This window comes from Rhodococcus sp. IEGM 1241 (assembly GCF_033142365.1).
Classification (GTDB): Bacteria; Actinomycetota; Actinomycetes; order Mycobacteriales; family Mycobacteriaceae; genus Rhodococcus_F; species Rhodococcus_F erythropolis.
Window position 1 is genome coordinate 919,150 of sequence record NZ_JAWLSE010000001.1, and the last position, 22,908, is coordinate 942,057.

Consider the following 22,908-nt stretch of genomic DNA (forward strand, 5'->3'; position numbering starts at 1 on the left):
CACATGAGCAATCGCACCTTCGTCATCGGCGTGGGCATGACCAAGTTCGAGAAGATCGAGACCCGCGACTGGGAATACCCGGACATGGTGACCGAAGCCGTCTCGAATGCACTCACCGATGCCGGGATCAGCTACGACCAGATCCAGCGTGCTGCAGTCGGTTACGTGTTCAACGCGTCGACAGCAGGCCAGCGTGCCCTGTACGAAACGGGTCTGTCCGGTATCCCGATCTTCAACGTCAACAATAACTGCGCCACCGGCTCGACGGCACTGATGATGGCGCGCGAGTGGGTACAGGCCGGACAAGCGGACTGCGCACTGGCCGTCGGCTTCGAAAAGATGACCAAAACGGCGCTGACCGGAACCGGTGAGATGCCCAAGGTCACCACTTTGGACTCGCAGCTGAAGATCATGGTCGAGGACTACGGCTTCGCCCGATCGCCCATGACCGCTCAGTTGTTCGGTAATGCCGCCGTCGAGCACATGAAGAAGTACGGCACCACGGTCGAGCAGATTGCGGCCGTGGCGGTCAAGAACCACAAGCACTCGGTCAACAATCCGTATGCGCAGTTCCGTGACGAGTACACCCTCGAACAGGTGCTCGGCGACAAGATGATTCACGAGCCGCTGACGCGCTCGCAGTGTTCACCGACTTCGGACGGTGCCGGTGCTGCCGTCGTCGTGAGTGAGAAGTTCGTCCGTGAGCACGGACTCGAGGACCGTGCGATCGAGATCGTCGCTCAGGCCATGACCACCGACACCTCGGCAGCGTTTGCCGAGAAGTCGATGATCGACGTAGTCGGCGCGCCGATGACGGCTGCGGCCGCCGAGCAGGTCTTTGCCGAAGCCGGCATCAGCATCGACGACGTCGATGTCATCGAACTGCACGACTGCTTCGCGATCAACGAGATCATCACCTACGAAGGTCTCGGAATGTGCGGCGCTGGTGAAGGCGGAAAGCTCGTCGAATCCGGTGCCACTACGTACGGCGGCCAGTGGGTCGTCAACCCGTCTGGCGGTCTGATCTCGAAGGGCCACCCGCTGGGTGCCACCGGGCTGGCACAGTGTGCCGAACTGACGTGGCAGCTTCGCGGGACCGCAGACGCTCGCCAGGTCGAAGGCGCACGAATCGGATTGCAGCACAACCTCGGACTGGGCGGCGCGTGCGTCGTGACCGTCTACCGAGCCGGAACTTTGGAGAACTGATGGCTATCGATCTCGAGGTGGCATTGTCCGCCGAACCGACTGTGCGCGAAGCGTCGTGGACCGACCGCGACGTCATGCTCTACCAGTTGGGGCTCGGAGCCGGCGTGAACGCTCTGGATCCCGCCGAGCTCACCTGGGTGTACGAAAAGGGTCTGAAAGTGCTCCCGACCTTTGCAATGGTTGCGGGCCAGGGAGTTTCGGCGGGTGTACTGCCCGCAGCGTCGATGAGTATGCCGGGAATCGACATCGACCTGCGCAAGATTCTGCACGGTGGGCAGTCGCTGACACTTCACGCGCCGATCCCGTCGACGGGTGCTGCTCGTATTTCCACTCGCATCGCTGACGTGTGGGACAAGGGCAAGGCTGCCGTCATCGTGCTCGAGACGGCGGCCGAGGACCTTGACGGGAATCCGTTGTGGACCACCGGAATGCAGATCTGGGCCCGCGGCGAAGGTGGCTTCGGCGGCAGCGCCGGTCCCGAAGTTGTTGCCGGGGTGCCTGACCGGGCGCCCGACAAGGTACTGACGTCGAGCACGAGTCCCTCACAAGCGCTGGTGTACCGACTCAGTGGAGACATGAACCCGCTGCACGCTGATCCCTCCTTCGCGAAGATGGCGGGATTCGACGCTCCGATTCTGCACGGTCTGGCGTCGTACGGCATCGTCTGCAAGGCGGTGGTCGACGGAATTCTCGACGGAGATCCGACGCGGGTGAAGAACTACTCGGTGCGGTTCGCCGGTTCGCTGTTCCCCGGTGAATCCATCACCACCTCGGTATGGCAGGACGGCAACACACTGACCTTGGCGGCGACGTGCCCCGAGCGCGAGAACTCCCCGGTTCTCACACACGCAACAATGGAGATCAACTGATGGACCTCGGCACACACCCCACGGCAGCCACACACCCGGGCGGCACGGTTTTGACGTCGCCGCCGCAGGACGCCCCGGTCGACCGGGCCACGGCAGCAGCGCGTCGTGTTGTCGACGCGATGCTGCGCACCGACCGCGGAAACGCCAATCTGGATCGGGTTGCGGAGGAGCTCAACAGCATTGCCGAGCACCTCGAGCAGCACTCGCCCGAGGTGGCCGAGCGCTTGATCGACATGTGGAACGGTGAGGGCGTGACTCGTCACGATCCGGTGACCGGTCCCGAGAATGCCATTGCGCCGCCGCTGGTTCTGGAAGGGCTCGCTGACGGGTCGGTGCAGGGAGTGGTCACGTTGACGCTGCCGTACCAGGGCCCTCCCGGCCATGTACACGGCGGTGTTTCGGCGCTGCTGCTCGATCACGTTCTTGGCGTCGCGAACGCCTGGGGTGGAACTTCCGGCATGACAGCACAATTGAGCACTCGGTACCATCGCCCGACTCCACTGTTCGAGCCCCTCACGATCAGCGGCAAATTCCTTTCCAAGGACGGCCGCAAGATTCACACCGTCGGTGAGATCAAGACTGCGGACGGCGAATTGTGTGTGTCGGTAGAGGGATTGTTCATCGACAAGACCGTGCCGCGCCCCAGGTAGGGGTTCTGATGAAGGAGGGCCCAGTGGGCAAGCTCGACGGACGTGTAGCAGTGGTCACCGGTGCCGGTATGGGCATCGGGCGCGGAGTGGCAGGCGCGTTCGCGCGTGAAGGCGCGTCGGTGTTGGTTGCCGAGATCGACGAGGCAGCGGGCCTCGAAACGACCCAGTGGTTGCGGGACGAATGGGGCGCGGAGGCGGAATTCGTCCGGACCGACGTCACCGACAAAGCTCAGGTTGTTGCCATGGTCGACAAGTCCGTCGAGCGGTTCGGACGCCTCGACATCCTGGTCAACAATGCGTGGCGGACTTTCGGTTTCGCTCGGCTCGAGAAGATGACCGACGAGCAATTGCGCGGCGGTTTCGACATGGCAGTGATGGCCGCTTTCTGGGCCATGCAGGCTGCGTTGCCGGAACTCGAGCGTCACGGCACCGGCCGCGTGATCAACATGTGCAGCCTCAACGGCGTGAATGCTCACATGTACTCGGTCCAGTACAACGCGGCCAAGGAAGCATTGCGAACATTGACTCGCACTGCTGCCCGCGAGTGGGCTCCCAAGCATGTGAACTGCAACGTCATCTGTCCCGGTGCGCAGAGTGCGGCGTACAAGCGTGTCGCCGAAGCCAATCCGGAAAACGTGGCAGTGATGGCCGCGCAGAACCCGATGGGGCGGATCGGCGATCCCCTCGACGACATCGGCCCCGTGGCGGCCTTCCTGGCGAGCGACGACAGCCGTTACGTCACCGGCAACACTCTCTTCGTCGACGGTGGTGGGCACATCAACGGTGTGCAGTGGGCGCCGACCGTCGACTGATCGGCAGTAATTCGGCTCGAGAATCCGGCGTCTATTTGGCCGTGAATCCCGCATCGACCGGCAACGCGATACCTGTGACGTATCGAGCCTGATCCGAGACCAACCAGGCTATCGCGTTGCTGACGTCGGAAGCTTCGATCAGCCCGACGTCCAAGAGATTGCCGACGTCGGCTCCGCTCGATGCGGGGGAGTCTGCGAACAGTTTCGCGACGGCATCGTTGACGACCATCGGTGTATTCGCTCCCGCCGGATGCACGGAGTTGACACGAATGTTGTGGGGAGCAAGCCAGTGCGCCCACGTGCGCCCCAACCCGACGATGGCGTGTTTACTCGCGCAGTAGCCGTCGGATCCGCCGGTTCCATCACCTCCGCGGCCGACAAGTCCCAGTGTTGATCCGGTCAGGACTATTGCGCCGCCTGTCCCTTGCTCGATCATCGCGGGCGCTGCGGCCTGGACGGTATTCCAGACGCCGAAAAGATTGACCTCCATCTGGTCGCGGAAGGCGCGGGCATCGTCGATGTCCGGGGACATCATGCCGATACCGGCGTTGGCCAGGACGATGTCGAGGCTGCCCAACACTGCCATACCTTCGGATACCGCAGCTCCCAGCGCGGGTAAATCGCGAACGTCGACTTCTCGCGCGACGGCATTTCGCCCGAGAGCCTCGATCATTGCCGTTGTCTGCCTCAAATCCTCGGCGGTACCCATCGGGTAGGCCACCGATTCGATCTGGCGGCAGATGTCGAGTGCAATGATGTCCGCACCCTCCTGCGCCAATCGCACGGCATGGCTTCGGCCCTGACCTCGGGCGGCTCCGGTGATCAGTGCGGTTTTGCCTTCCAACTGTCCGGGCATGGGTGCTCCGTCCGTCGTGAATCATGAGTACTCGGTCATGAGTACTGACTCGAGGGGACGGCGAAACTCGTCGCTGGCGACGTAGTCTGAGTTCAGATACAGCGGGAACTCGCTTCGGAAGAGAAGAGGCTCGGTATGTCCGATTGGGAGAAGAAGTTCGAAGCTGAAGCCAAGGGCCTCCTGGCCGAGGTTGAAGAAGAGCTGACCGTCCTCGAAGGTGTCGACACCATCGATCCGTTTGGTGACGACGATCCGGACCCGGTTGCTGAAGACGATCCTCCAGCGGGAGATGACGACACCAAGCCGGCCTCAGACTGACCCTGCGACACGTCGACGCGCCTCGACGCCGCTCGGTATCTCAGAACGGTGGCGGGTCGTCCCCGTAGTCGATGGGTTCTCGGTGGGCTCGCGGTGATTTCCGCCGCTTACGTTGAGCGCGTTGTTCTAGCTGCCTTTGAATCCGTCGGCGTTGACGATTGCGTTCGGACTGGATACGGGCGGCCTTGTTCTCCGCCTGGGTCCGCCGATCTCGACCGTACTGCGGCGGCATCGGGCCGTGCGGCCCGGCTATCAACCCTGCGGGGCGTGTTCGGTAGCAATGCCCGGTCGGCGATGTCAGCGACATGGTCCGATCCTCGTTCGACGCGAATCGCCACCGGTCGGAATGCTTGAGGCGATGGTGGTTGCGGCAGAACGCACTCATATTCGATTCGACTGTCTTGCCGCCGCGTTCGGGGTCGCCATGATGGAACGGTTCATTGTGGTCCAGATCGGAATTCCAGGCCGGGACATCACAATGCAGCCATTGGCAGCTGCCCGCGATGATCCGCAACCAGGTATCGAGAACTGAACCCGGCCGGTAGACGTACGCCGAAGCAAGCACCGGTTCGGTGGCGGCATCAGCGGGTACTCGGACGTTTCGAATTACGGCGTCTTGGGCGATGTCGCGAGCATGCTCAGCGCTGATCACCCCGTACCCGTCGAGGTGAGCGGGCTCGCCGCCTCCGCGCAGAGTGGAATCAGTCATCACGACGTGAACCACGGGCCGACGAACGACAACACCACCGCTACGATCCTGCGGGCAATCATCTCGGTCACAGTTGCACGGCAAGAACGGTGATCCGTTGGTCAACTCGAAGAGCGCGTCGGCTCGTCGCTGCTCGTATGTTCGAGAGTCGTTTCGGCATACCGACATTGCCAACTCGCGTAGTCGGCCGTCGAATGCCCGAGCCTGCTCTGCCGGAATGCTTCCCAAGATCTTTGCCATCCCGTCCTCGGCAGCGCTGACCCCGACGAAGCGATCGGTGAGAGCGCGGCGTCGACGTTCTCGCATACCTTCCGGGTCCACCATCGCCACGATCCGATCGATCGCCGCTGTCAGTCGCCTTCCCGTCAAGCCCGTTCCGCCGGCTACTGGTGGGGCGAGAACCTGCTCGAGCAGTAGTCGTTCCACTTCGTCGATCAATTCGTCTTTCACGTTCGCGGTCGCGGAATCGATCAAACCAACTCGGTACAGATCCAACTCGCCACGCGCCATCGCCGCTCGAGTGCGATGCAAACGAGTCTTCAACGAGAACCCCAACCCGATCAGCTTGCCTGCAGCCGCGCGGCCCATCGTCAGTGACGCACCGACTTCCGATTCAGCCAACTCGTGTGCGGTCGACGACCACGCACCACTGGCGGCATGCTCTGAGCTTCGCCGCGAAAAGAACTCGGCAATCACAGCGAGCTTGCGTTCGACCAGCATCGCCTCACATGCGTGCAGATCTGTCATGAGATCAACCAGCGCACAATCAGTTTCGGTACCGGTCAGCTGCGCTGAGATACCGAAGAGCTCTGTTGTCGGGTTGAACATGCATCCATTCTATTCGAATGTGTGTTCGATATGAACTGAATTCTCAAATCGGTCGGAATAGTCCGAATCGGCCGAAATGCTTATTGTGCTTGCATTTTCGATCCTGTCCATTCGCAACTCGGACATGTTGTCGTGCCACTGTGTAAGTATCGGCATATGGCAGACAACGCGGTGAAACTCAGTGAACAGTCGCTTGTGCTCTTCATGGACTATGGACAGTTTTACATATACGGCGACGATGACGGTTTCGGGAGGGAAACGGACCTGCTCGAACTCGCGATGGCTTCGCGCCCTGCGTACAGTGACGGCACAATTGTGATTGTCCTGAGCCCGCACCAGAACAACTTCGACATGCATGCAACGGTCGAAGTCTGGTCCTCCCGACCCGCATCCGACCGCCAGAAATGGCAGCAGGTCAGTGAGTCGTTTCTGAAGGTTGGTCCGCAGGGGTCAATTAGCTTTGATTCACCTCCGGGTGGGGAGTTCATTGTCTGTGATGTACCGGAGGGGTCATATCTGGTCGAGATTGCCGGCCGCGGTTTTGTGAACTACGGCTGGCCCGGATCGACAGAACCCGGAGATGTTTGGCGGGTGCGTATGTGGCCTTCAGGCGGCGACGAGGTGCGGCCATCGCTGCAGTGGGACATGCCGGGATATGGCGTTCCGGTGGACGAACCGATACCTGAACCGATTCCTCGTGCACAGCGGGACATCGAGTCGACATGGATAACGATTGACGGCGAGAACGGCGAGCCGTCCAGGTTTGTGCAAATCAGTGACCTCCGCGCCGAAGCTGCTGAACGAGAGCGGCAGGAGTGGGGAGGAGATCCGATGCCTCAACTCGAACGATTCCAGTCCGGCAAAGACATAGCTCGTATGGACCGACCACTTGCCGAAGCGGTCGTCCGCATGAACGTCCCGACTCTTCGTCGACTCGCGTTTTGGGCCGCTGTGCAGGCGTATGAGTATGCGGGATTGGCCGACAGGGACTGGGTTCGCCCGGCCCTCAACGCTATGCATGTGGGACAACAACTTCCGGAACCCTTCGGAAATCGCACAACGGCATTCGAACACCTACACGAGGAGGAATTCGGCGCGGGGACCGACAACGTGCAGTTGGAAGTCAAGGTCGAGATAGTGGACCGTTCGCCGCAACCGGAGTCCAATCCGTTCGATCACGGGAATATTCATGTCCCGTCCTACGCTCTCAATGCGATTTTCGACGCGCTCGAATCGGACCCGTTGACCGCAGCGGTCAATGCATTGGGAACGGCAGCAGTCACGTTCGGGAAGGACATCCGCATGTTGTTCGCGAGAGCGCGAGTTGAATTCGACCTCGAAGACTGAACCCCAAGTTATTCAAGGGAACTTCGTAGTGCGCTCAGAGGATCCGAGGCGTCACGACGCCCACGCGGACCAGGCCCTTCGGGGTTGACGAAGCGGCCCTCGTCCGAGCGAGTCCACTCTCGTACGGCCCATCGCTCCTTGATCGCCCAGCGACCGTTGCGACGCTCCATGTGGTCGATGAATCGCGCACCGCTGGTGAAGTTGATCATCCCGATGCCTTCGGGCCCACCCCAGTGTGTGGACATCGAATACGCCTCGCTGATCGCGTGGTCGCCGTGCAGTTCGACCAGATGGTTGCCGATGTGATGCATCGTGCCGCCGATCGCCGAGAGTTTTGGTGTCACCCAGGCGATGTACTCGTCGATGTTGCCGTCGAATCCGGTGTGATGGTCGATCGCATCCGGGTGGTAGGCGCTGCGGACGAGATCGAAGTCGAGGCGGTCGATGCCACGGCAGTACGTCAGAACCACCTCACGGATTGCCTGCTTGTCGATGAGATCTTGCAGTGCCCGGTCCATGTCACGCCTCCTTGATGCTGGTCATCCAGTCGAGTAGTTCTGGTAGTTCTTCGGCAGCGCAATCGAATACGGCGGGTCGGAGAACGACGACGGACGCGCCGCGGGCGAACCAGTCCCGGGCCTTGTCTGCGGTTGCCGAGAGGTCGACGGACCCGTTGTCGCGTCGAACCGGCGCCGCAGACACTTGCACGCGCGCCGACTCCGGGTCACGTTGGTGGGCTTCGAACGTGTTGCGCAACAGTGCAACACTGTCGGTGAACGTTCCCAGATCGGTCGGGTTCACGGTCCAGCCGTCTGCGACGCGTGCGATGCGGTCGAAGTTCCGCCGGCTTGGTCCGAAACCGAAGAGCACCGGTATTCGGGGTTGGATCGGCAGCGGGAGGCTGTGGTAGTTCTCGAAAGCGAAGTCGCGCCCCTTGAAGGTGGCCGGTGCATTGGTCCACAGTTCGCGGCAGGCTGCGACGGTCTCCTCCATGCGCCCGAATCGCGCGTCGAAAGGCATGTTGGTGGCGGTGTATTCAGCTTCTTGCCATCCAACGCCGAAACCCATGACAGTTCGACCTTCGGACAATGAGTCGAGAGTGGCAACCTGCTTTGCAAGCAGGGCCGCCGGGCGAACCGTGGCGATCAGAACCGATACTCCGAGGCGAGCTCGTTCCGTCACCGCGGCGATCGAAGACAGAAATGAAATCGGTTCGTACCAAGGGTGATCCAACGGGAACAGGAAGTTGTGTTCGACTACCCGCTGGGCGTGAGCGTCGGCATTGAACCCGAGGTGGTCGCCGGTGCAGATCAGATCGATCCCGGCTCTGTCAGCACCCGCGGCGAAGTCCAGGACCGGGCGGACCTTGCCGTCGAACAGGGCCTCGAGACCCAAAACGTTGACACCGATTTCCACAGTCGTTCCTCTACAGTGCCCGCTTGGCATGAGCGGACATGTCGCCCATGTTGTCCAAACAGAAGAGCCTCGAGCTGAACTGCCAGGACCCGTCGATGCACGAGAAGCGATCGAAGTAGCGTCCCGACAAAATAGGTTGCAGGGCAAGATCTTCGGTACCTTGTATGACCGTGACGTACGAGAGTGCCGTCGCTGATTCACCGTCGACCGAGATTCGCGTGTTGGTCAGCAGATGTTTGGTGCGTGGAACCGGCGGATCTCCGTACATCCGAATGAAGCCGCTGCAGGCTGCGAACACTGCGTCGGCGTCGGACGAAATGAGTGTGGTGGCAACCCCGTCCGGTCCGCACTGCCCGTAGTCGGACTGGGCGAACAATGCAGCGACTTCACGCAATCTGCCCTGATCGATCAGATGCGTGTACTCACAGAGCAGGTCACGGATCGCAGACTCGGCGACGATCCGTGACAGCTCTGCGGTCATACGGTGATCTCGCGCCGAACCATCTTGCCGGTTGCGTTGCGAGGCAACAGATCACTGGTGATGCGCCACTTCGACGGCACCTTGAAGTAGGAAAGTCGCTCGGCGGCATAGTCGCGCAGCTCCGCCTCCGTGGTGGCAGCCCCGGGACGCAGTACAACCACGGCGGACACTTCCTGGCCGAGGTCGGGGTGCGGCATGCCGATGACCGCGCACTCGATCACGTCGGGGTGTTCGTCGAGCGTCTGCTCGATCTCGGTGGGGTAGACGTTCTCGCCACCACGCAGGATCAGGTCGGAACGACGACCGGTGAGACGGAGACGTCCGTTCTCGATGACGCCGAAATCGCCGGTGCGGAGCCAGCGTCCAGGTGCAATTGCAGACTCGGTCGCCTCGTCGTTCTCCCAGTATCCGAGCATGACGAACGGGCTGCGCACGCACACTTCACCTTCGATGCCGTCCGGCAGCCACTCGCCGAAGGGATCGCGAATCTCCATCGAGACGGTGATGATCGGACGTCCGAGAGTGCCTGGGAACTCTTCGAGTTCGGCGCCGACGGCGACCGCAATGGCGGTGCTGCATTCGGTGAGGCCGTAGCTGTCGACCAGAGCATTGCGTGCGAACGGCACCTGCTCCTTGAGGCGTTCCTTGAACGCGGGCGACGACGGCGCGGATGCCAGCGAGAATGCAGTCAACGAAGAGACGTCGTACTTGGCGATGTTGCCGTGTTCGAGTAGCCGCGATGCCATCGTGGGGACAGCACCCCAGTTGGTGACGCGCTCGCGTTCGACCAACCCGAGCACCTTGTCGACGTCGAAGCCGCCCTCGGTCAGGATGACGGCGCTGCCTGTCGCGAGACGGGGGACCACCAGATTGTGCAGGCTGGCGATGTGGAAGAGCGGGGAGGTGAGTAGATAACGCAGTGGGCTCGGCTTGGAAGCGTCGTACTCACGGCCGGTGAATGCAGCGCCGATCGCGTCGCTGTATTTGTGGTAGTCGACGACGGCCATCACGTTGCGGTGCGAGTGGAGTGCGCCCTTGGGGCGGCCGCTGGTACCGCTGGTGAACAGGATGACGGCGGGGTCGTCCTCGTCGATGTCGGTGCTCGGCACGTCGGAGCCTGCATATTCCGCGATGAGTGCGGGCAGATCCTCTTCCATAGTGAGGACCGTGATGTCTGCCGGCAGTTCGGGGAGGGCGGCGCCGCGCTTGGCGTCCACGACCAGAACCTTCGGACGTGAGAGCTCGATCCCGTGGGTGACCTCGCGCGGAACCCACCAACCGTTGAGACCGACAGCGATCGCGCCGAGCGCCTGCGTCGCGAAGAACGTCATGACCCATTCGGGAGTGTTGGCAGCGAGGATGCCCACACGGTCGCCCTTGCGGACTCCGTACTTGTCCCGCAGAGCAGTTGCCAGCGCGGCGACGGAATCAGCGTGCTCGGTGAACGAGATTCGACGATCGCTGGTGACGAGATAGTCGCCGTCGCCCCAGGCGCGAGATGCCGAGATGAGTTCACCGATGGCGTGACCACGGTTCTTCATCACGGGCATTATGGTGCCGAGAACCTCTTCTTCGACGATCTCGAATGGCCCACCTGGACCGGTGAGGCGTGAGACCGCCTGGTCCAGAAGCAACTGCGGATCTGCGGGGGCAGTCATGGAATGGCCTTTCGTATTGTGGCGCTTTTCACGTCACAAAATCTCACGAGAAAATCATATCTGTGGCGGTGGTTACCACTGAGCGAGACTGGGACGGTTCCGGCATTGAGGCGTCGATACGTTCGAGTCGTATCGCAGTTGGAGTAATCGACATTCCGATATCGACTAGGACACAGGACACGATGACGAACACCGCCACCGAAGCATCTTCGAATGCAGCTCTTGCAGCTCCTCAGCGCGAGGACGTCGCGCAGATGTTGATCGACCGTCTCGGTGATCAGCACCTGGGTCTGCGGACGCGGACGCAGGACTGGAGCTGGGACGAGGTGGTGCGCGAGAGCGCGGCGCGCGGCTCGCTTGCGAAGTCGCTTCGCGCGCCTGGACCGTTTCACGTCGGAGTACTTCTGGAGAACGATCCCGAGTTCCTGTTCTGGCTCGGCGGCGCGGCCCTGACCGGGGCCACGATCGTCGGCATCAATCCGACCAGGCGTGGAGCTGAACTCGAGGCTGAGGTTCGGTACGTCGACTGCCAGCTGATCGTCACCGACAAAGCGGGCTACGAGAAGTTGTCCGGCCTTGACCTCGGACTGACCGAAGATCGTTTTGTTCTGGTCGACGACGCGTCATACCCGGACAAGATTTCCGCTCACCAGGTCGAGTCGCCTCAGATCGACCTCGGCGTCGACGCGTCGACGCTGTTCTTGCTTCTCTTCACCTCGGGCACCACCGGAATGTCCAAGGCGGTGCGGTGCAGCCAGGGGCGTCTGACGCGGTTGGCCTACGCGAACTGCGCCAAGTACGACATCGACCGCGACGACGTCTGCTACTGCTGCATGCCGCTCTTCCACGGCAACGCGTTGATGGCTCTGTGGGCGCCGGCCCTTTCGCAGGGAGCTACGGTCTGCCTCGTTCGTAAGTTCACCGCCTCGGGATTCATGCCGGACGTTCGGTTCTACGGCGCAACATATTTCACCTACGTCGGTAAGGCTTTGGGGTATCTCATGGCGACGCCGGAACTGCCCGACGACATCGAGAACACCCTCACGCACGGCTTCGGGACCGAGGCGTCGCCGGGGGACAAGGCAGAGTTCATCCGCCGTTTCGGTGCGCAGCTTTTCGAGGGATACGGTTCGAGTGAAGGTGCCGGTTCGGTCGTGCTCGATCCGAACCAACCTGCCGGCGCGCTTGGCCGTCCCGCGAGCGAGAACATCGTGATCGTCGATCCCGATACCCGCGAAGAGCGACCCCGCGCGATTCTCGACGAGCACGGTCACGTGCTGAACCCCGACGAATCCATCGGCGAGATGGTCGACAAGGCCGGATCGAAGAAGTTCGAGGGGTACTACAAGAACGAAGACGCAATTGCCGAGAAGATTCGCCACGGTTGGTACTGGACAGGCGATCTCGGCTACGTCGACGAGGCCGGGTTCATCTACTTCGCCGGACGTAAGGGTGACTGGATCCGCGTCGACGGTGAGAACACCTCGGCTTTGATGATCGAGCACATCCTGCGTCGGCACCCCAAAGTGATTGCCACGGGTGTCTTCGCGGTACCGGATCCGCGTTCGGGCGATCAGGTGATGGCAGCTGTCGAGGTCGCCGACTTTGCCGATTTCGATCCGGCCGAGTTCGCCGCCTACCTTGCCGCGCAGGCGGATTTGGGTACCAAGGCAGCGCCGCGATTTGTTCGTGTTTCGACTGATCTGCCCGTCACGGGCTCCAACAAGGTACTCAAACGTGAACTTCAAGCCGACCGCTGGCGGACCGACGAACCAGTGTTCCACTGGGTGGGCCGCGGTACTCCCGAATACACGTTGATGACCGAAGCTGACGTGGTGGACCTGGAGAAGGAGTTCGAGACTCACGGCCGCACGCGGTTCCTATGAGTCGTGTTGCGCTGGTTACCGGCGCTTCCCGGGGGATCGGCCGTGAGTGCGCGCTGGCATTCGCGCGCGTCGGATTCGATGTTGCGATCACAGCCCGCACCGTTCGTGAAGGCGAAGGGCGGGCGGCCCCGCGAACGAGGCAGGGGGAGCAGGTCATTCCGGTACCCGGCAGTCTGGAGACGACGGTTGCCGAGATCGAGTCCTTCGGTGTGCGCGCATTGGCCGTTCCGATGAATCTGCTCGATCTGGCCTCCGTCCGCGGCGCCGGTGAACGGGTGCTGGCGGAGTGGGGACATGTCGACGTGTTGGTGAACAACGCCTACGCACAGACGGTCGGAAACATGGACCGGGTGCTCGACATCGAGATCGACGACGCCCAGGCGATGGCGATCGGCAACTATCTGCACCAGCTTGCGTTGATTCAGGTGATTCTGCCGTCGATGATCAAGAGCGGCAACGGGGTGGTCGTCAACCTCGCATCTGGTTCGGCGACCCTGGATCCGCCTGCGCCTCCCGGCGAGGGTGGTTGGGGTTTGTCGTACGCCGCGTCGAAGGCGTCGTTCGGACGTATCGCCGGAGCGATCAACTCGGAGTATCGAGGCGCCGGAATCAAAGCGTTCAACCTGAGTCCAGGATTTGTCATCACGGAATCAGGGAAAGCCCGTGGTGGCGCGGACGCGATAGTGGAAGCCGGATTTGCGGCCACACCGGCATCCGTGCCCGCCGCTGCTGCGGTGTGGCTTGCAACAGATCCGGATGCGGACCGGTTCCTCGGTCGCGTCGTGGACGGTCCGAAATTGATGGCGACACTGGAGGAAACGGTATGAAGCTCGGCGTAGTTGTTCCGGTCGAATTGGGTCGAAGTGGAGATCCCGCCTGGATTCTGCAATTCGCCCGTGCCGCCGAATCGTTGGGTTTCGACGAGATCTCGGCCGTGGAGCACTCGGTTGTCATCGCGGATACGGCGAGCGAATACCCGTACTCTCCGACCGGAAAATCTCACCTACCCGATGACTGTGACATCCCGGACCCACTGGAACTACTGTCATTTGTTGCCGGCGCCACAACGACTTTGGGTCTGTCCACCGGAGTTCTGGTGCTTCCCAACCACAATCCGGTAGTGCTTGCCAAGCGCTTGGCGACGCTGGATCGACTTTCGGGTGGGCGATTGCGCATCTGTCTCGGTCTGGGCTGGATGAAAGAAGAGATCGAAGCGTGCGGCGGTGACTTCGAGCGCCGCGGCAAGGTAGCCGATGAGGCCATCGCGGTGATGCGTTCACTCTGGGAGGGCAAGGAAGCAGTCGATTTCGACGGCGATTACTTCTCGTTCAAGGGTGCGTACAGCTGGCCGAAGCCGCACCGCGAATCCGGAGTTCCGCTCTACATCGGTGGACACAGTCTCGCTGCTGCTCGGCGAGCAGGCCGGTTGGGTGATGGTTTCCAGCCGCTGGGACTGGCCGGTGAAGATCTCGACAAGGCTGTAGCGGCGATGAAAGCGGCTGCGGTGAAGGCAGATCGAGATCCTGCCGACGTATCGCTGGTACTCGGTGCGACACTGCCCAGGCTCGACGAAGCGAAACTCGACTGGGCACGCGGGTTGGGAGCCGATCGAATCGTGTTGTCCGCGAGCCGTCGTGGCACGTCGTTGGAATTGATCATCGACGAAATGGCTGAATGCTCGAAGCGGCTGGGGCTCGGCGCGTAGTCCTTCGTCTGATCAGGGATGCGCCAGCCCGTTCAGGACCATCGCGCCGACGAAGGCAGCGTTGTCGGCTGGGCTGTCCGATCGGCGGGTGAAGCACCTCAGTAGGAGGGTGTTGGTGATGCCTGCGGCGATGTCCATCGGAGCACTGATGGTCGACATCGCTCCGTTGTCCTGGCCGCGCTGCACAATCGGCGCGATGATCGAGGGAATGTTGAGTTTCTCTTTGAGCGAGAGCAGGCTCTCGGGCTCGCCGTAGGTGTCGTGGGCAACGGCAACCAGCAGTGCATCCATGAACTCTGTTTCGTCAGAGGCTAGTTGTGCGCAGCGGAGTAGGAAGTTCTCGATGATCGCGACGTCACCGAGACCGATCAGGATGTCGTCGGCAACGGTCTCTCGCAGTGAGTCCACGCGGCTCTGAAGGGCTGCCACCAAGATGTGGGGCTTGGTGGGAAACAGTTTGTTGGCGGCGGCGCGGGGAACTGCCGCCGTGTCGGCGATGTCGTTGATCTGCGTCATGAAGTATCCGCGCTTGCCGAATTCGCTACGCGCAGCGGCGAGAAACGCCGCTCGCGGATCACGCGGCAGCGGACGCGGCTCAGCGGGCTGGTCGATGGGACCGACAACGTCATCGAGGTGTTGGTGAAGGCCGGACGTGTCGACGACGGCGCCCAGTATCGCGAGCAGTGCGTCGGACATGATGTCGGGTGAGACGGAGCGGGAATCGATGCGGCTACGAATGCGGAAGCCGTCGATCACCGCGTTGACCGTGACAGCGAAGGTCTTGGTGGTGAACGGCCTTCGGAGTGTTGCGTCGGTTTTCTCGAAAAGGGCCTCGTAGGCCGCGGATACGAGCTCGTCGCGTCGACGATATTCGTTTTCCAGAGCGGTGGAGGTTCGCCGGTGTGAGCCCGCAAAAATGTGTGAGAGAAGGCTTCTTGCAGTCGACGCGTCGTTGACGATTGCGTCGAATGCCTCTTTGACGAGAGTGGTGACCGTCGGACGAAGCGCGTCGTCGTTTGCGGCCAGCTGTGCACGCACGGTCTGCTTCACTTTGTCTGCGCTGTGCAAGGTCGATTCGGTGAGGCTGATGATCACGGCCTCGATGAATTCGGATTTGGTTCGGAACTTGCGAAAGAACGTGGCCTGCGACGCACCGGCTTGGTTGACGACCTGTTCGCTCCGAAGTCCGCGTTCGAGAATGTCTCGAGGGGCCTCGACGAGAGACGTCACGCCGGCATCGACGAATTGCATGGTGGAGGCGTCGCGGTCAGTCATCGCCGGTCCTTCGGTCGTTCGACGGTCTCTCCCACACATAACGGGCAAACAAGACTCTACCGAGGTCAAGGCCCACTCGAGTGGTGTTCTGAGAGTGTTCACTCTCGCTCGAGAGTTATCCCAGTCAACAAACGGAGTGACCCTGCGACCATGCTCCGTTTCCATGGGAGTTCGACCGCGCGAAAAGCCTGGAAGTTAGGGACACCACCGATGAAGACTGCTGACTCACCCAGCCTCAGTAGACGTGAAGTACAGGTGCTGTTGACCTGGATTCGCTGCGACTCGAAAGCCGAAGTCTCCCGTGAGTTGTACATCGCGGAGGGGACGGTGAATACGCATCTCGCGCGTATTCGAGGGAAGTACGACGAAGTGGGCCGGACAGCCCCGACGAAGATGGCGCTGCTTGCACGGGCCCTTCAGGACGGGCTGATCGGTATCGACGAACTCTGATCGAAGCGCGAGCGATCGGGTGCGTCGATCCGGGAAGTCAGTCGAGGGCGGTGGCGTCGGTTGTCGGCGTCTTGGTGCCGGGAGTCGCTTCGATGTCGAGAACGACCTGGCTGTCGGTGGCTTCTTCGGGGAAGACGTACCGACGCATGGCCCACCAGCGGAAGGCCGTCGCCAGCAGGGTCCCGATGATCGATCCGCTGATGAAGTCCGCGAAGTTCTCCATCAACACCGACACCTCGGGTTGACGCAGGTGGAACACGTACCTGGAGGTCCAGAGAGGTACCTGGTTGATGGCCAAACCGATACCCGCGACGATGAAGAACAGAGCGGCCTCGTGATGGCGCTGTCGACCGCCGCGCTGAGCAAACGACCATTCGCGGTTGAGGACGTAAGACAGAACCGTCGCGATCAGGACCGCAAGGATGTTGGCAGTCACCGGGTGCTGAGGCAGAACCGTCCACTTGATGCCGAAGAACAGCACCGTGGTGACGATGAAGGCGATGCCGCCGACCACCAGGAACTTGAGCATTTCTGCGTGCGGCAGGACGCGCACGAGAACCCGCTCAGGAAGCCTATTGACCATCTTTTCGACAAACGCCATTGTTCGAGGCTAACCCTGAATACGACCGACGGCACAAATCGTCGATGCCCGTGTCGGCAACATCATCAGAATCCGTACCCGAGAATTGCGGGCTTCTCTGCGTTGAAAGCGAAGTCGAAATTCCGGATCTCCCGCGGATCGGACGCGTGGAGTCGGTGCGCCGCCGCGAAGGTCTTGGCCTGGTGCTCGCCCAGGTACAAGCTGCTCAGGACATCAGAGGGCATCGTGATCGCGGGCTCCGCGTCAGTGGCCGTACAGGTGGCCTTGCCGCCCTTGACCTGAAGTGCAAAAGTTCCGCCGGCCTTCAGGAACGGATCTTCGACCTTGATGACGGTGTCCAGGTCAGCAGCATATTCACGAGCCTCGAGAGCCGCGGGCACGTCCATGATGCGCAGCCACAGTCGATCGGAGCGCGTCGTCGTCCGGGCAAGACGGTAGTCCGTCAGCATCAGCCGGAGTGGATCGGCAGGATGCTGGCGTGTCTCGATCCGGGTGACGAGGTCGAGGCCGCAGATCGTGCGCCACAGCGCCGCGTGCGCGTCTTCGGTGATGGTGACGAACTCGTCGATCCGGGCGATGCTGTCGCGGCCCTCGTTCGTGTGCCGGTAAGCGATGTATCCGTCCGCGTGTGTCAGAAAGAACAGTCCGGAGGCGCCGTCACGATCCTCGGACGGGTCGGCGAACATATGGTCCCAGAGCGGTTGCGGACGCAATTGAGCGCCGGGTGTCAGCAGTCGCCAGCGATCGTAGATCTCGGGTAGAAGCGTCGAGGCAGCTTTGACGTCGACGATCGACACGCCACCGTTGTCGGGCACCTCGGGGCGGAACCGCGCGAAGCGGCGATCGAGGGTGATGCCCTCGCTGAAGGTGGCCGGGCCGTATCCGAAGCGGTTGTAGATGCCGGCCTCGCTGGCCGTCAGGGCGGCAAGTGGTGCTCCGGTCGACTCGATGTGGGCGTGAAGTGCAGTGAACATCGAGCGTAGGACGCCACGGCGACGGTGAGTCGGGGCGACGGATACCCAGGTGATTCCGCGCGTGGGGAGTTGGCGTCCGCCGGGCACGGTGAATTCCATGTCGATTTCGATGGCCACGCCGACGGGTAGGTCACCGTCGACGGCGAGGATGATGTCCTCGGGCTTGTAGAGAGCCTTCGTCAGTTCGCTGACCGCGGGAGACGGGTGAAAACCGAACCCCACCGAGTCGAGTAGTTGGAGAGCCGGCCAGTCGCTCTCGGTAGCGGTGCGGATGGTGATCTTGTTTTCGGGGCTCACGTATATCGACTTTGGCATAGATTGCGTGAAGACGCACATGAATATCGGGGCTGACGTTTCCGCACCGGCTCCCAGGGGTACCGCCCGACGGACCAGTCCTGCGGCACGGAGAAAACCGATACGGAGAAACACTGTGGCGATCACCGACATCAAGGAATATGCCCATCTCACCGAGGAAGACGTCGAAGCGCTCGGGCGCGAGTTGGACGCCATTCGGCTCGACATCGAGGAGAAGCGCGGCGCGCACGATGCTCGATATATCCAGCGGACGATCGCGTTTCAACGCTCTCTGATGGTGGCCGGCCGCATCGTCTTGTTCGCCAGCAAGAAGAAGCCTGCCTGGATTCTGGGGACTGCGCTGCTGGGGGTCGGCAAGATCATCGAGAACATGGAACTCGGCCACAACATCATCCACGGTCAGTGGGACTGGATGAACGATCCCGAGATTCACTCGAGCAACTGGGAGTGGGACAACACCTGCCCGTCCTCGGGATGGAAGCACTCGCACAACTTCACTCATCACAAGTTCACCAACATCGTCGGCCTCGACAACGATGTCGGCTACGGCATCATGCGCGTCACGCGCGATCAGAAGTGGCACGCCGACTATCTCTTCCAACCGATCACGAATTTCGTGCTGGCGACCCTCTTCGAGTGGGGCGTCGCACTGCATCACCTCGAGACCGACAAGCTTCGCAAGGGCGAGGTGAAGTGGTCCGAGAAATCGGAGATGGCCAAGGACGTCGGAAAGAAGATCGCGCGTCAGGTGGCGAAGGATTACATCCTGTTCCCCGCCCTGACCGGCCCGGCGTGGAAGACCACGTTGACGGCCAACGCCGTTGCAAATCTCATCCGCAACTATTGGAGTTACGCCGTCATCTTCTGCGGGCACTTCCCCGACGGTGCCGAGAAGTTCACGCTCGAGGAATTCGAGAACGAATCCCGCGCTCAGTGGTACTTACGACAGATGCTGGGGTCCGCCAACTTTCATGCCGGCCCCGTCATGGCCTTCATGAGCGGCAACCTCTGCTACCAGATCGAGCATCACTGCTTCCCTGACCTGCCGAGCAATCGGTACTCGGAAATCGCGGTGCCGCTGCGGGACTTGTGTGACAAGTACGACCTCCCGTACACCACCGGGCCGCTGTGGAAGCAGTACGGATTGACGTTGCGGACCATCTGGAAGTTGTCGCTGCCCAACAGGTTTCTCTCCGCGTCCCAGGACGATGCTCCGGAGACGCACTCGGAGTTGAAGTTCCGCATCCGCGGCGGAATCAAGGAAGTCTTCGGCGTCGATCCGCAGACCGGTAAGCGGCGAGGCCTGCGAACTGCGATCGCGATGGTGTCGAGCTGATCGGTTACCGCTTGTGTGCCATCGAACGAACTACGAGATCGCCGGTCGACTGGATCGCCTGAACCAACACGATCAAGATCACGACAGCGACGAACAACACCGGGGTGTTGAATCGTTGGTAGCCGTACTTGATCGCGAAGTCGCCGAGACCGCCGGCGCCGATGGCGCCTGCCATGGCCGAGAAACCGATCAGCATCACCGCCGTCAGGGTTGCTCCGGCTACCAATCCCGGAACTGATTCGGGCAGTAGCACTTTGACGATGATGTCCTTGTCGGTGGCGCCCATGGATCGTGCTGCTTCGACGCGTCCGGAATCGACCTCACGCAGTGCGTTCTCGACGACGCGAGCGAAGAAGGGCACCGAGCCGATGGTCAGCGGGACGATCGCTGCCGTCGCCCCGAGCGCTGTTCCGACGATCGCCCGCGTCGCCGGGATGAGGAGGACCAACAAAATGACGAACGGCAGCGAACGGCCGATGTTCACCACGGTGCCCAGTACCGAATTGAGAACGCGGTTCGGACGGATTCCGTCGGGCGCGCTCGCGTGCAACAGAACGCCGAGGGCGATACCGATGATCACGGTGAGCACGAACGAGACGCCGACCATGTAGAGCGTGTCGAGTAGGGCTTCCCATGCTTCGCCCAGGGAATCCTGCCAGGACGTCTTGTTCATGAGAACGTCACCTTCACTCCGCGCTGCGAAAGATGTTCTTCGACAGACTTTCTTGTCTCTTCGTCGTTGGCGAGTCCGGTGTGCGAGGCGAACTCCACGCGAAGGCGGCCGACCTGATGGGCTCCGATGTCCTCGATACCGCCGGAGATCACGGTGACGTCGACATCGAGATCACGCGAGAGTTGGGAAATCACGGGCGAGGTCGACAGCGAATCGACAAAGGTGAGGAGTGCCGGAATTCCGGTCGGGGACGTTCGCACCGTTCCGGTCGGCAGTAGCGCCTCGCCGAGGGGTGAGTCCGGGTCCGCAACCAGTTCGGTGAGCGTTCCCTCGTCGACGATGCGTCCCTGGTCGATCAGGGCGGCGCGGTGACAGATCCGTCGAACCACGTTGAGCTCGTGGGTGATCAGAACGATGGTCACACCCAGACGTCGATTGAGGTCGGCGAGCAGGTCGAGGATCGAATCGGTCGTATCCGAGTCGAGGGCGCTCGTGGCTTCGTCGCACAGGAGGACATCGGGAGAAGCCGCCAAGGCCCTCGCGATCCCGACCCGTTGTTTCTGTCCGCCGGACAGTTGCGAAGGGAAGGCGTCACGTCGGTCTTCCAGGCCGACCAACTCGATCAGCTCGTCGACGCGGGCACGGCGATCTGCCCGCGAGTACCCCGCCACTTCGAGAGGAAAGGCGATGTTGGCGGCGACCGAGCGGGAGTGCAGCAGGTTGAAATGCTGGAACACGACACCGATCCGCTTGCGTGCATCGCGCAACTGCGCCGGGCTCAACGCGGTCAGATCGGTGTCGCCCAACAGAATCCGGCCACTGGTCGGGCGTTCGAGCAGGTTGAGGCAGCGCAGCAGAGTCGATTTACCGGCGCCGCTCTTGCCGATGATGCCGAAGATCTCGCCGTCTTCGATTTTCAGGGACACGGAATCGAGTGCATGCAGAACTTTTGTGCCGCTGCCGTATTCCTTGGAGACCGATTCGATCGAGAAGACCATGACGGGTCTCGATCAGGTAGCGCTGGCCGGAATGACCGAGCCCTGGTAGGTCTGCTCGATGAACGTCGCGACGTCGGTGGACGTCAACGCCTCGGCCAACTTCTGCACTCGCGCATCGTTTTCGAGGGAGGTACGAACCGTCAGGACGTTGGCGTACGGGTTGCCCTCGGCCTTCTCGAGCACCAGTGCGTCCTTGGCGGGATTGAGGCCGCCTTCGATTGCGTAGTTGCCGTTGATGATTGCAAGATCGACATTTCCGTCGTCGAGAGTGCGCGGAAGCTGCGGGGGATCGACCTGGGTGAACGTGAGTCCCTTGGGGTTGTCGATGATGTTCTTCTCGCTGATCTGCGTGATGTCGGTGCCGGGGGCGCCCAACTGCTGATCGAGCTTGATCAAACCGGCCTGCTGCAGCAGGTACAGCCCACGGGCGAAGTTCGTCACGTTGTTGGACAACGCGACCGTTGCGCCCTGGCGCAGGTCGGCCACGTTGGTGACCTTCTTGGAATATGCACCGAGGGGCTCGACGTGGACCTTCGCCACGGCGACCAGGTCGTCGACACCCTTTTCCTTCGACCACGATTCCTGGTACGGCACGTGCTGGAAGAAGTTGGCGTCGGTGTCGCCCGCTTCGAGCACCTCGTTGGCGTCGAGGTCGCCGGTGATCTCGCTGACCTCGATCTTGGTGTCGCCGAGCAGGCCCTTTTCTTCGACGAACTTCAAGATCTCGGCGTGCGGAACCGAAGAAGCGACGATGCGAAGGGGCGCGTTCTCATCGGAGGAACTGTCGCTCGAGCACGCTGCGACGGTTCCGACTGCGACGGCGGCCACTGCGAAGGCAGCGAGGAATCTTCTGGTGCGCGAGCGTGACATGTGAATCTCCAAGACATAGCCGAACGTCACGCCGAGATGGCGTGACAGTTGCTGAACGCTAGCCCGGTAAACCTCCCGTGAGGAGATACAGAATCACCGCGATTTTTTCCTGTACCTATTGTCCGAGCAGGATGACCGGAACGTCCTCGGCAAAATCGACTACCAATTCACGACGCGAGAACAACCAGGTGCCGTCGACCTTTTCGAAGCTGTCCTGATAACGAATCTCGATCCGGTTGTCCCGGTGGCCCTCGCCCCGCGGATAGATGTGGTGAGCGGAGCAGTAGGCCTCACCGTGCGCGGTGGTGGGGCTGTCGAGGTCGAGGATCTGCTGCTCGACGATGTGCCGGGTCGAGTGCAGATGTGAGACGGCATCGACCACCGACCTGCTGACGACGGTGTTCCCACGTATCTCCGTCGGCGCATCCGTTCCGTTCAATGCCGGCGGCAAGACGAATGCCACGTCGTCAGTGAAGAGAGCCGCAAGCGCGGTGGTGTTTCGGCGGTCGACGGCCTGTGCATACCTGGCGGCCAAGTCGGTGAGAGCGACGCGATCCGAGGAGTCCATGCGCATATCTCACCCTATGTGACGCCGCTCATGTTTCGGCTTCCCGCTCAACGAGACATTCACAGCGCCCACCTGGGCATCTGGTTAGCGTCCAGACCAAGAGTTGC

The 22,908-nt window shown here is 61.6% G+C and carries 24 protein-coding genes; 11 read left to right on the top strand and 13 right to left on the bottom strand.

What is annotated here, in order from left to right; translation table 11 throughout:
- Positions 1-3 precede the first annotated feature (3 nt).
- The 4 genes from R4P70_RS04415 to R4P70_RS04430 are packed head-to-tail and all read left to right on the top strand — an operon-like array spanning position 4 to position 3,537.
- Positions 4-1,206, top strand: a complete 1,203-nt coding sequence (locus tag R4P70_RS04415; protein ID WP_020970808.1) for a lipid-transfer protein — start codon at positions 4-6, stop codon at positions 1,204-1,206.
- The gene (locus R4P70_RS04420) at positions 1,206-2,075 is read left to right on the top strand and encodes a MaoC/PaaZ C-terminal domain-containing protein (protein WP_046379299.1); all 870 of its coding nucleotides are present in this window, start codon (positions 1,206-1,208) and stop codon (positions 2,073-2,075) included. Before R4P70_RS04415 ends, R4P70_RS04420 begins: the two co-directional genes overlap by 1 nt.
- Positions 2,075-2,725, top strand: a complete 651-nt coding sequence (locus R4P70_RS04425) for a PaaI family thioesterase (RefSeq protein ID WP_021331979.1) — start codon at positions 2,075-2,077, stop codon at positions 2,723-2,725. The genes R4P70_RS04420 and R4P70_RS04425 overlap by 1 nt, the downstream gene beginning before the upstream one ends.
- Positions 2,726-2,748: 23 nt before the next feature.
- Positions 2,749-3,537 (top strand): SDR family NAD(P)-dependent oxidoreductase, encoded by a 789-nt coding sequence (locus tag R4P70_RS04430; RefSeq protein ID WP_021331980.1) that lies wholly within the window; start codon positions 2,749-2,751, stop codon positions 3,535-3,537.
- Between the two features lie 31 nt (positions 3,538-3,568).
- On the opposite strand, the gene R4P70_RS04435 is transcribed toward R4P70_RS04430, so the two are convergent.
- Positions 3,569-4,393, bottom strand: coding sequence for a mycofactocin-coupled SDR family oxidoreductase (locus tag R4P70_RS04435; RefSeq protein WP_279217998.1), 825 nt, complete (start codon positions 4,391-4,393; stop codon positions 3,569-3,571).
- Between the two features lie 135 nt (positions 4,394-4,528).
- On the opposite strand from R4P70_RS04435, the gene R4P70_RS04440 reads away from it, so the two are divergent.
- A complete protein-coding gene (locus R4P70_RS04440) occupies positions 4,529-4,711 on the top strand; it encodes a hypothetical protein (protein ID WP_070386377.1) in 183 nt (60 codons plus the stop codon).
- Positions 4,712-4,751: 40 nt separating this feature from the next.
- Here R4P70_RS04440 and R4P70_RS04445 read toward each other — a convergent pair whose 3' ends face one another.
- Positions 4,752-6,248 carry a DUF222 domain-containing protein gene (locus tag R4P70_RS04445; RefSeq protein WP_279217999.1) on the bottom strand — a complete coding sequence of 499 codons (1,497 nt, stop codon included), beginning with the start codon at positions 6,246-6,248 and terminating at the stop codon, positions 4,752-4,754.
- Positions 6,249-7,079: 831 nt separating this feature from the next.
- On the opposite strand from R4P70_RS04445, the gene R4P70_RS04450 reads away from it, so the two are divergent.
- Positions 7,080-7,595 (top strand): hypothetical protein, encoded by a 516-nt coding sequence (locus R4P70_RS04450; protein ID WP_229756667.1) that lies wholly within the window; start codon positions 7,080-7,082, stop codon positions 7,593-7,595.
- Between the two features lie 8 nt (positions 7,596-7,603).
- Here R4P70_RS04450 and R4P70_RS04455 read toward each other — a convergent pair whose 3' ends face one another.
- Genes R4P70_RS04455 through R4P70_RS04470 form a run of 4 tightly spaced genes read right to left on the bottom strand, consistent with a single transcriptional unit; the run spans position 7,604 to position 11,150 of the window.
- Entirely contained in the window at positions 7,604-8,113 is a 510-nt protein-coding gene (locus tag R4P70_RS04455) for a nuclear transport factor 2 family protein (RefSeq protein WP_046379295.1), read from the bottom strand.
- Between the two features lies 1 nt (position 8,114).
- Complete coding sequence (locus R4P70_RS04460; protein WP_080909627.1) at positions 8,115-9,011, bottom strand: TIGR03619 family F420-dependent LLM class oxidoreductase; 897 nt, start codon at positions 9,009-9,011, stop codon at positions 8,115-8,117.
- Between the two features lie 10 nt (positions 9,012-9,021).
- Entirely contained in the window at positions 9,022-9,492 is a 471-nt protein-coding gene (locus R4P70_RS04465; RefSeq protein ID WP_070386380.1) for a nuclear transport factor 2 family protein, read from the bottom strand.
- Positions 9,489-11,150 (bottom strand): class I adenylate-forming enzyme family protein, encoded by a 1,662-nt coding sequence (locus R4P70_RS04470; protein WP_003940339.1) that lies wholly within the window; start codon positions 11,148-11,150, stop codon positions 9,489-9,491. Before R4P70_RS04470 ends, R4P70_RS04465 begins: the two co-directional genes overlap by 4 nt.
- A 254-nt stretch (positions 11,151-11,404) precedes the next feature.
- Here R4P70_RS04470 and R4P70_RS04475 point away from each other — a divergent pair, with 254 nt between their 5' ends.
- From R4P70_RS04475 to R4P70_RS04485, 3 genes are read left to right on the top strand one after another with little or no spacing between them, the layout of a single operon-like run.
- Positions 11,405-13,036, top strand: coding sequence for an AMP-binding protein (locus R4P70_RS04475; RefSeq protein ID WP_029537023.1), 1,632 nt, complete (start codon positions 11,405-11,407; stop codon positions 13,034-13,036).
- A complete protein-coding gene (locus tag R4P70_RS04480) occupies positions 13,033-13,863 on the top strand; it encodes an SDR family NAD(P)-dependent oxidoreductase (RefSeq protein WP_256062931.1) in 831 nt (276 codons plus the stop codon). Before R4P70_RS04475 ends, R4P70_RS04480 begins: the two co-directional genes overlap by 4 nt.
- Positions 13,860-14,741 (top strand): LLM class F420-dependent oxidoreductase, encoded by an 882-nt coding sequence (locus R4P70_RS04485; protein WP_020909143.1) that lies wholly within the window; start codon positions 13,860-13,862, stop codon positions 14,739-14,741. The genes R4P70_RS04480 and R4P70_RS04485 overlap by 4 nt, the downstream gene beginning before the upstream one ends.
- A 12-nt stretch (positions 14,742-14,753) precedes the next feature.
- On the opposite strand, the gene R4P70_RS04490 is transcribed toward R4P70_RS04485, so the two are convergent.
- On the bottom strand, positions 14,754-16,016 hold the full coding sequence (locus tag R4P70_RS04490; RefSeq protein ID WP_317830453.1) for a TetR/AcrR family transcriptional regulator: 1,263 nt from the start codon (positions 16,014-16,016) through the stop codon (positions 14,754-14,756).
- Positions 16,017-16,226: 210 nt separating this feature from the next.
- Between R4P70_RS04490 and R4P70_RS04495 the strand changes: the two genes are divergently transcribed.
- Positions 16,227-16,466 carry a LuxR C-terminal-related transcriptional regulator gene (locus R4P70_RS04495; RefSeq protein ID WP_020909141.1) on the top strand — a complete coding sequence of 80 codons (240 nt, stop codon included), beginning with the start codon at positions 16,227-16,229 and terminating at the stop codon, positions 16,464-16,466.
- A gap of 37 nt (positions 16,467-16,503) precedes the next feature.
- On the opposite strand, the gene R4P70_RS04500 is transcribed toward R4P70_RS04495, so the two are convergent.
- Both R4P70_RS04500 and R4P70_RS04505 read right to left on the bottom strand, forming a co-directional pair.
- Positions 16,504-17,067, bottom strand: a complete 564-nt coding sequence (locus tag R4P70_RS04500; RefSeq protein WP_003939753.1) for a GtrA family protein — start codon at positions 17,065-17,067, stop codon at positions 16,504-16,506.
- Between the two features lie 65 nt (positions 17,068-17,132).
- Positions 17,133-18,338 (bottom strand): enhanced intracellular survival protein Eis, encoded by a 1,206-nt coding sequence (locus R4P70_RS04505; RefSeq protein WP_070795671.1) that lies wholly within the window; start codon positions 18,336-18,338, stop codon positions 17,133-17,135.
- A 133-nt stretch (positions 18,339-18,471) separates the two neighbouring features.
- On the opposite strand from R4P70_RS04505, the gene R4P70_RS04510 reads away from it, so the two are divergent.
- Positions 18,472-19,692 carry a fatty acid desaturase family protein gene (locus R4P70_RS04510; RefSeq protein ID WP_003939858.1) on the top strand — a complete coding sequence of 407 codons (1,221 nt, stop codon included), beginning with the start codon at positions 18,472-18,474 and terminating at the stop codon, positions 19,690-19,692.
- A gap of 4 nt (positions 19,693-19,696) precedes the next feature.
- Here R4P70_RS04510 and R4P70_RS04515 read toward each other — a convergent pair whose 3' ends face one another.
- The 4 genes from R4P70_RS04515 to R4P70_RS04530 all read right to left on the bottom strand — a co-directional run bounded on the left by R4P70_RS04515 (position 19,697) and on the right by R4P70_RS04530 (position 22,807).
- Entirely contained in the window at positions 19,697-20,365 is a 669-nt protein-coding gene (locus R4P70_RS04515) for a methionine ABC transporter permease (RefSeq protein ID WP_021345548.1), read from the bottom strand.
- Positions 20,362-21,363, bottom strand: coding sequence for a methionine ABC transporter ATP-binding protein (locus R4P70_RS04520; RefSeq protein WP_020970795.1), 1,002 nt, complete (start codon positions 21,361-21,363; stop codon positions 20,362-20,364). Before R4P70_RS04520 ends, R4P70_RS04515 begins: the two co-directional genes overlap by 4 nt.
- Before the next feature lie 12 nt (positions 21,364-21,375).
- Complete coding sequence (locus R4P70_RS04525; protein WP_084324961.1) at positions 21,376-22,233, bottom strand: MetQ/NlpA family ABC transporter substrate-binding protein; 858 nt, start codon at positions 22,231-22,233, stop codon at positions 21,376-21,378.
- Between the two features lie 115 nt (positions 22,234-22,348).
- Positions 22,349-22,807 (bottom strand): nuclear transport factor 2 family protein, encoded by a 459-nt coding sequence (locus R4P70_RS04530; protein ID WP_070386384.1) that lies wholly within the window; start codon positions 22,805-22,807, stop codon positions 22,349-22,351.
- Positions 22,808-22,908: the final 101 nt, after the last annotated feature.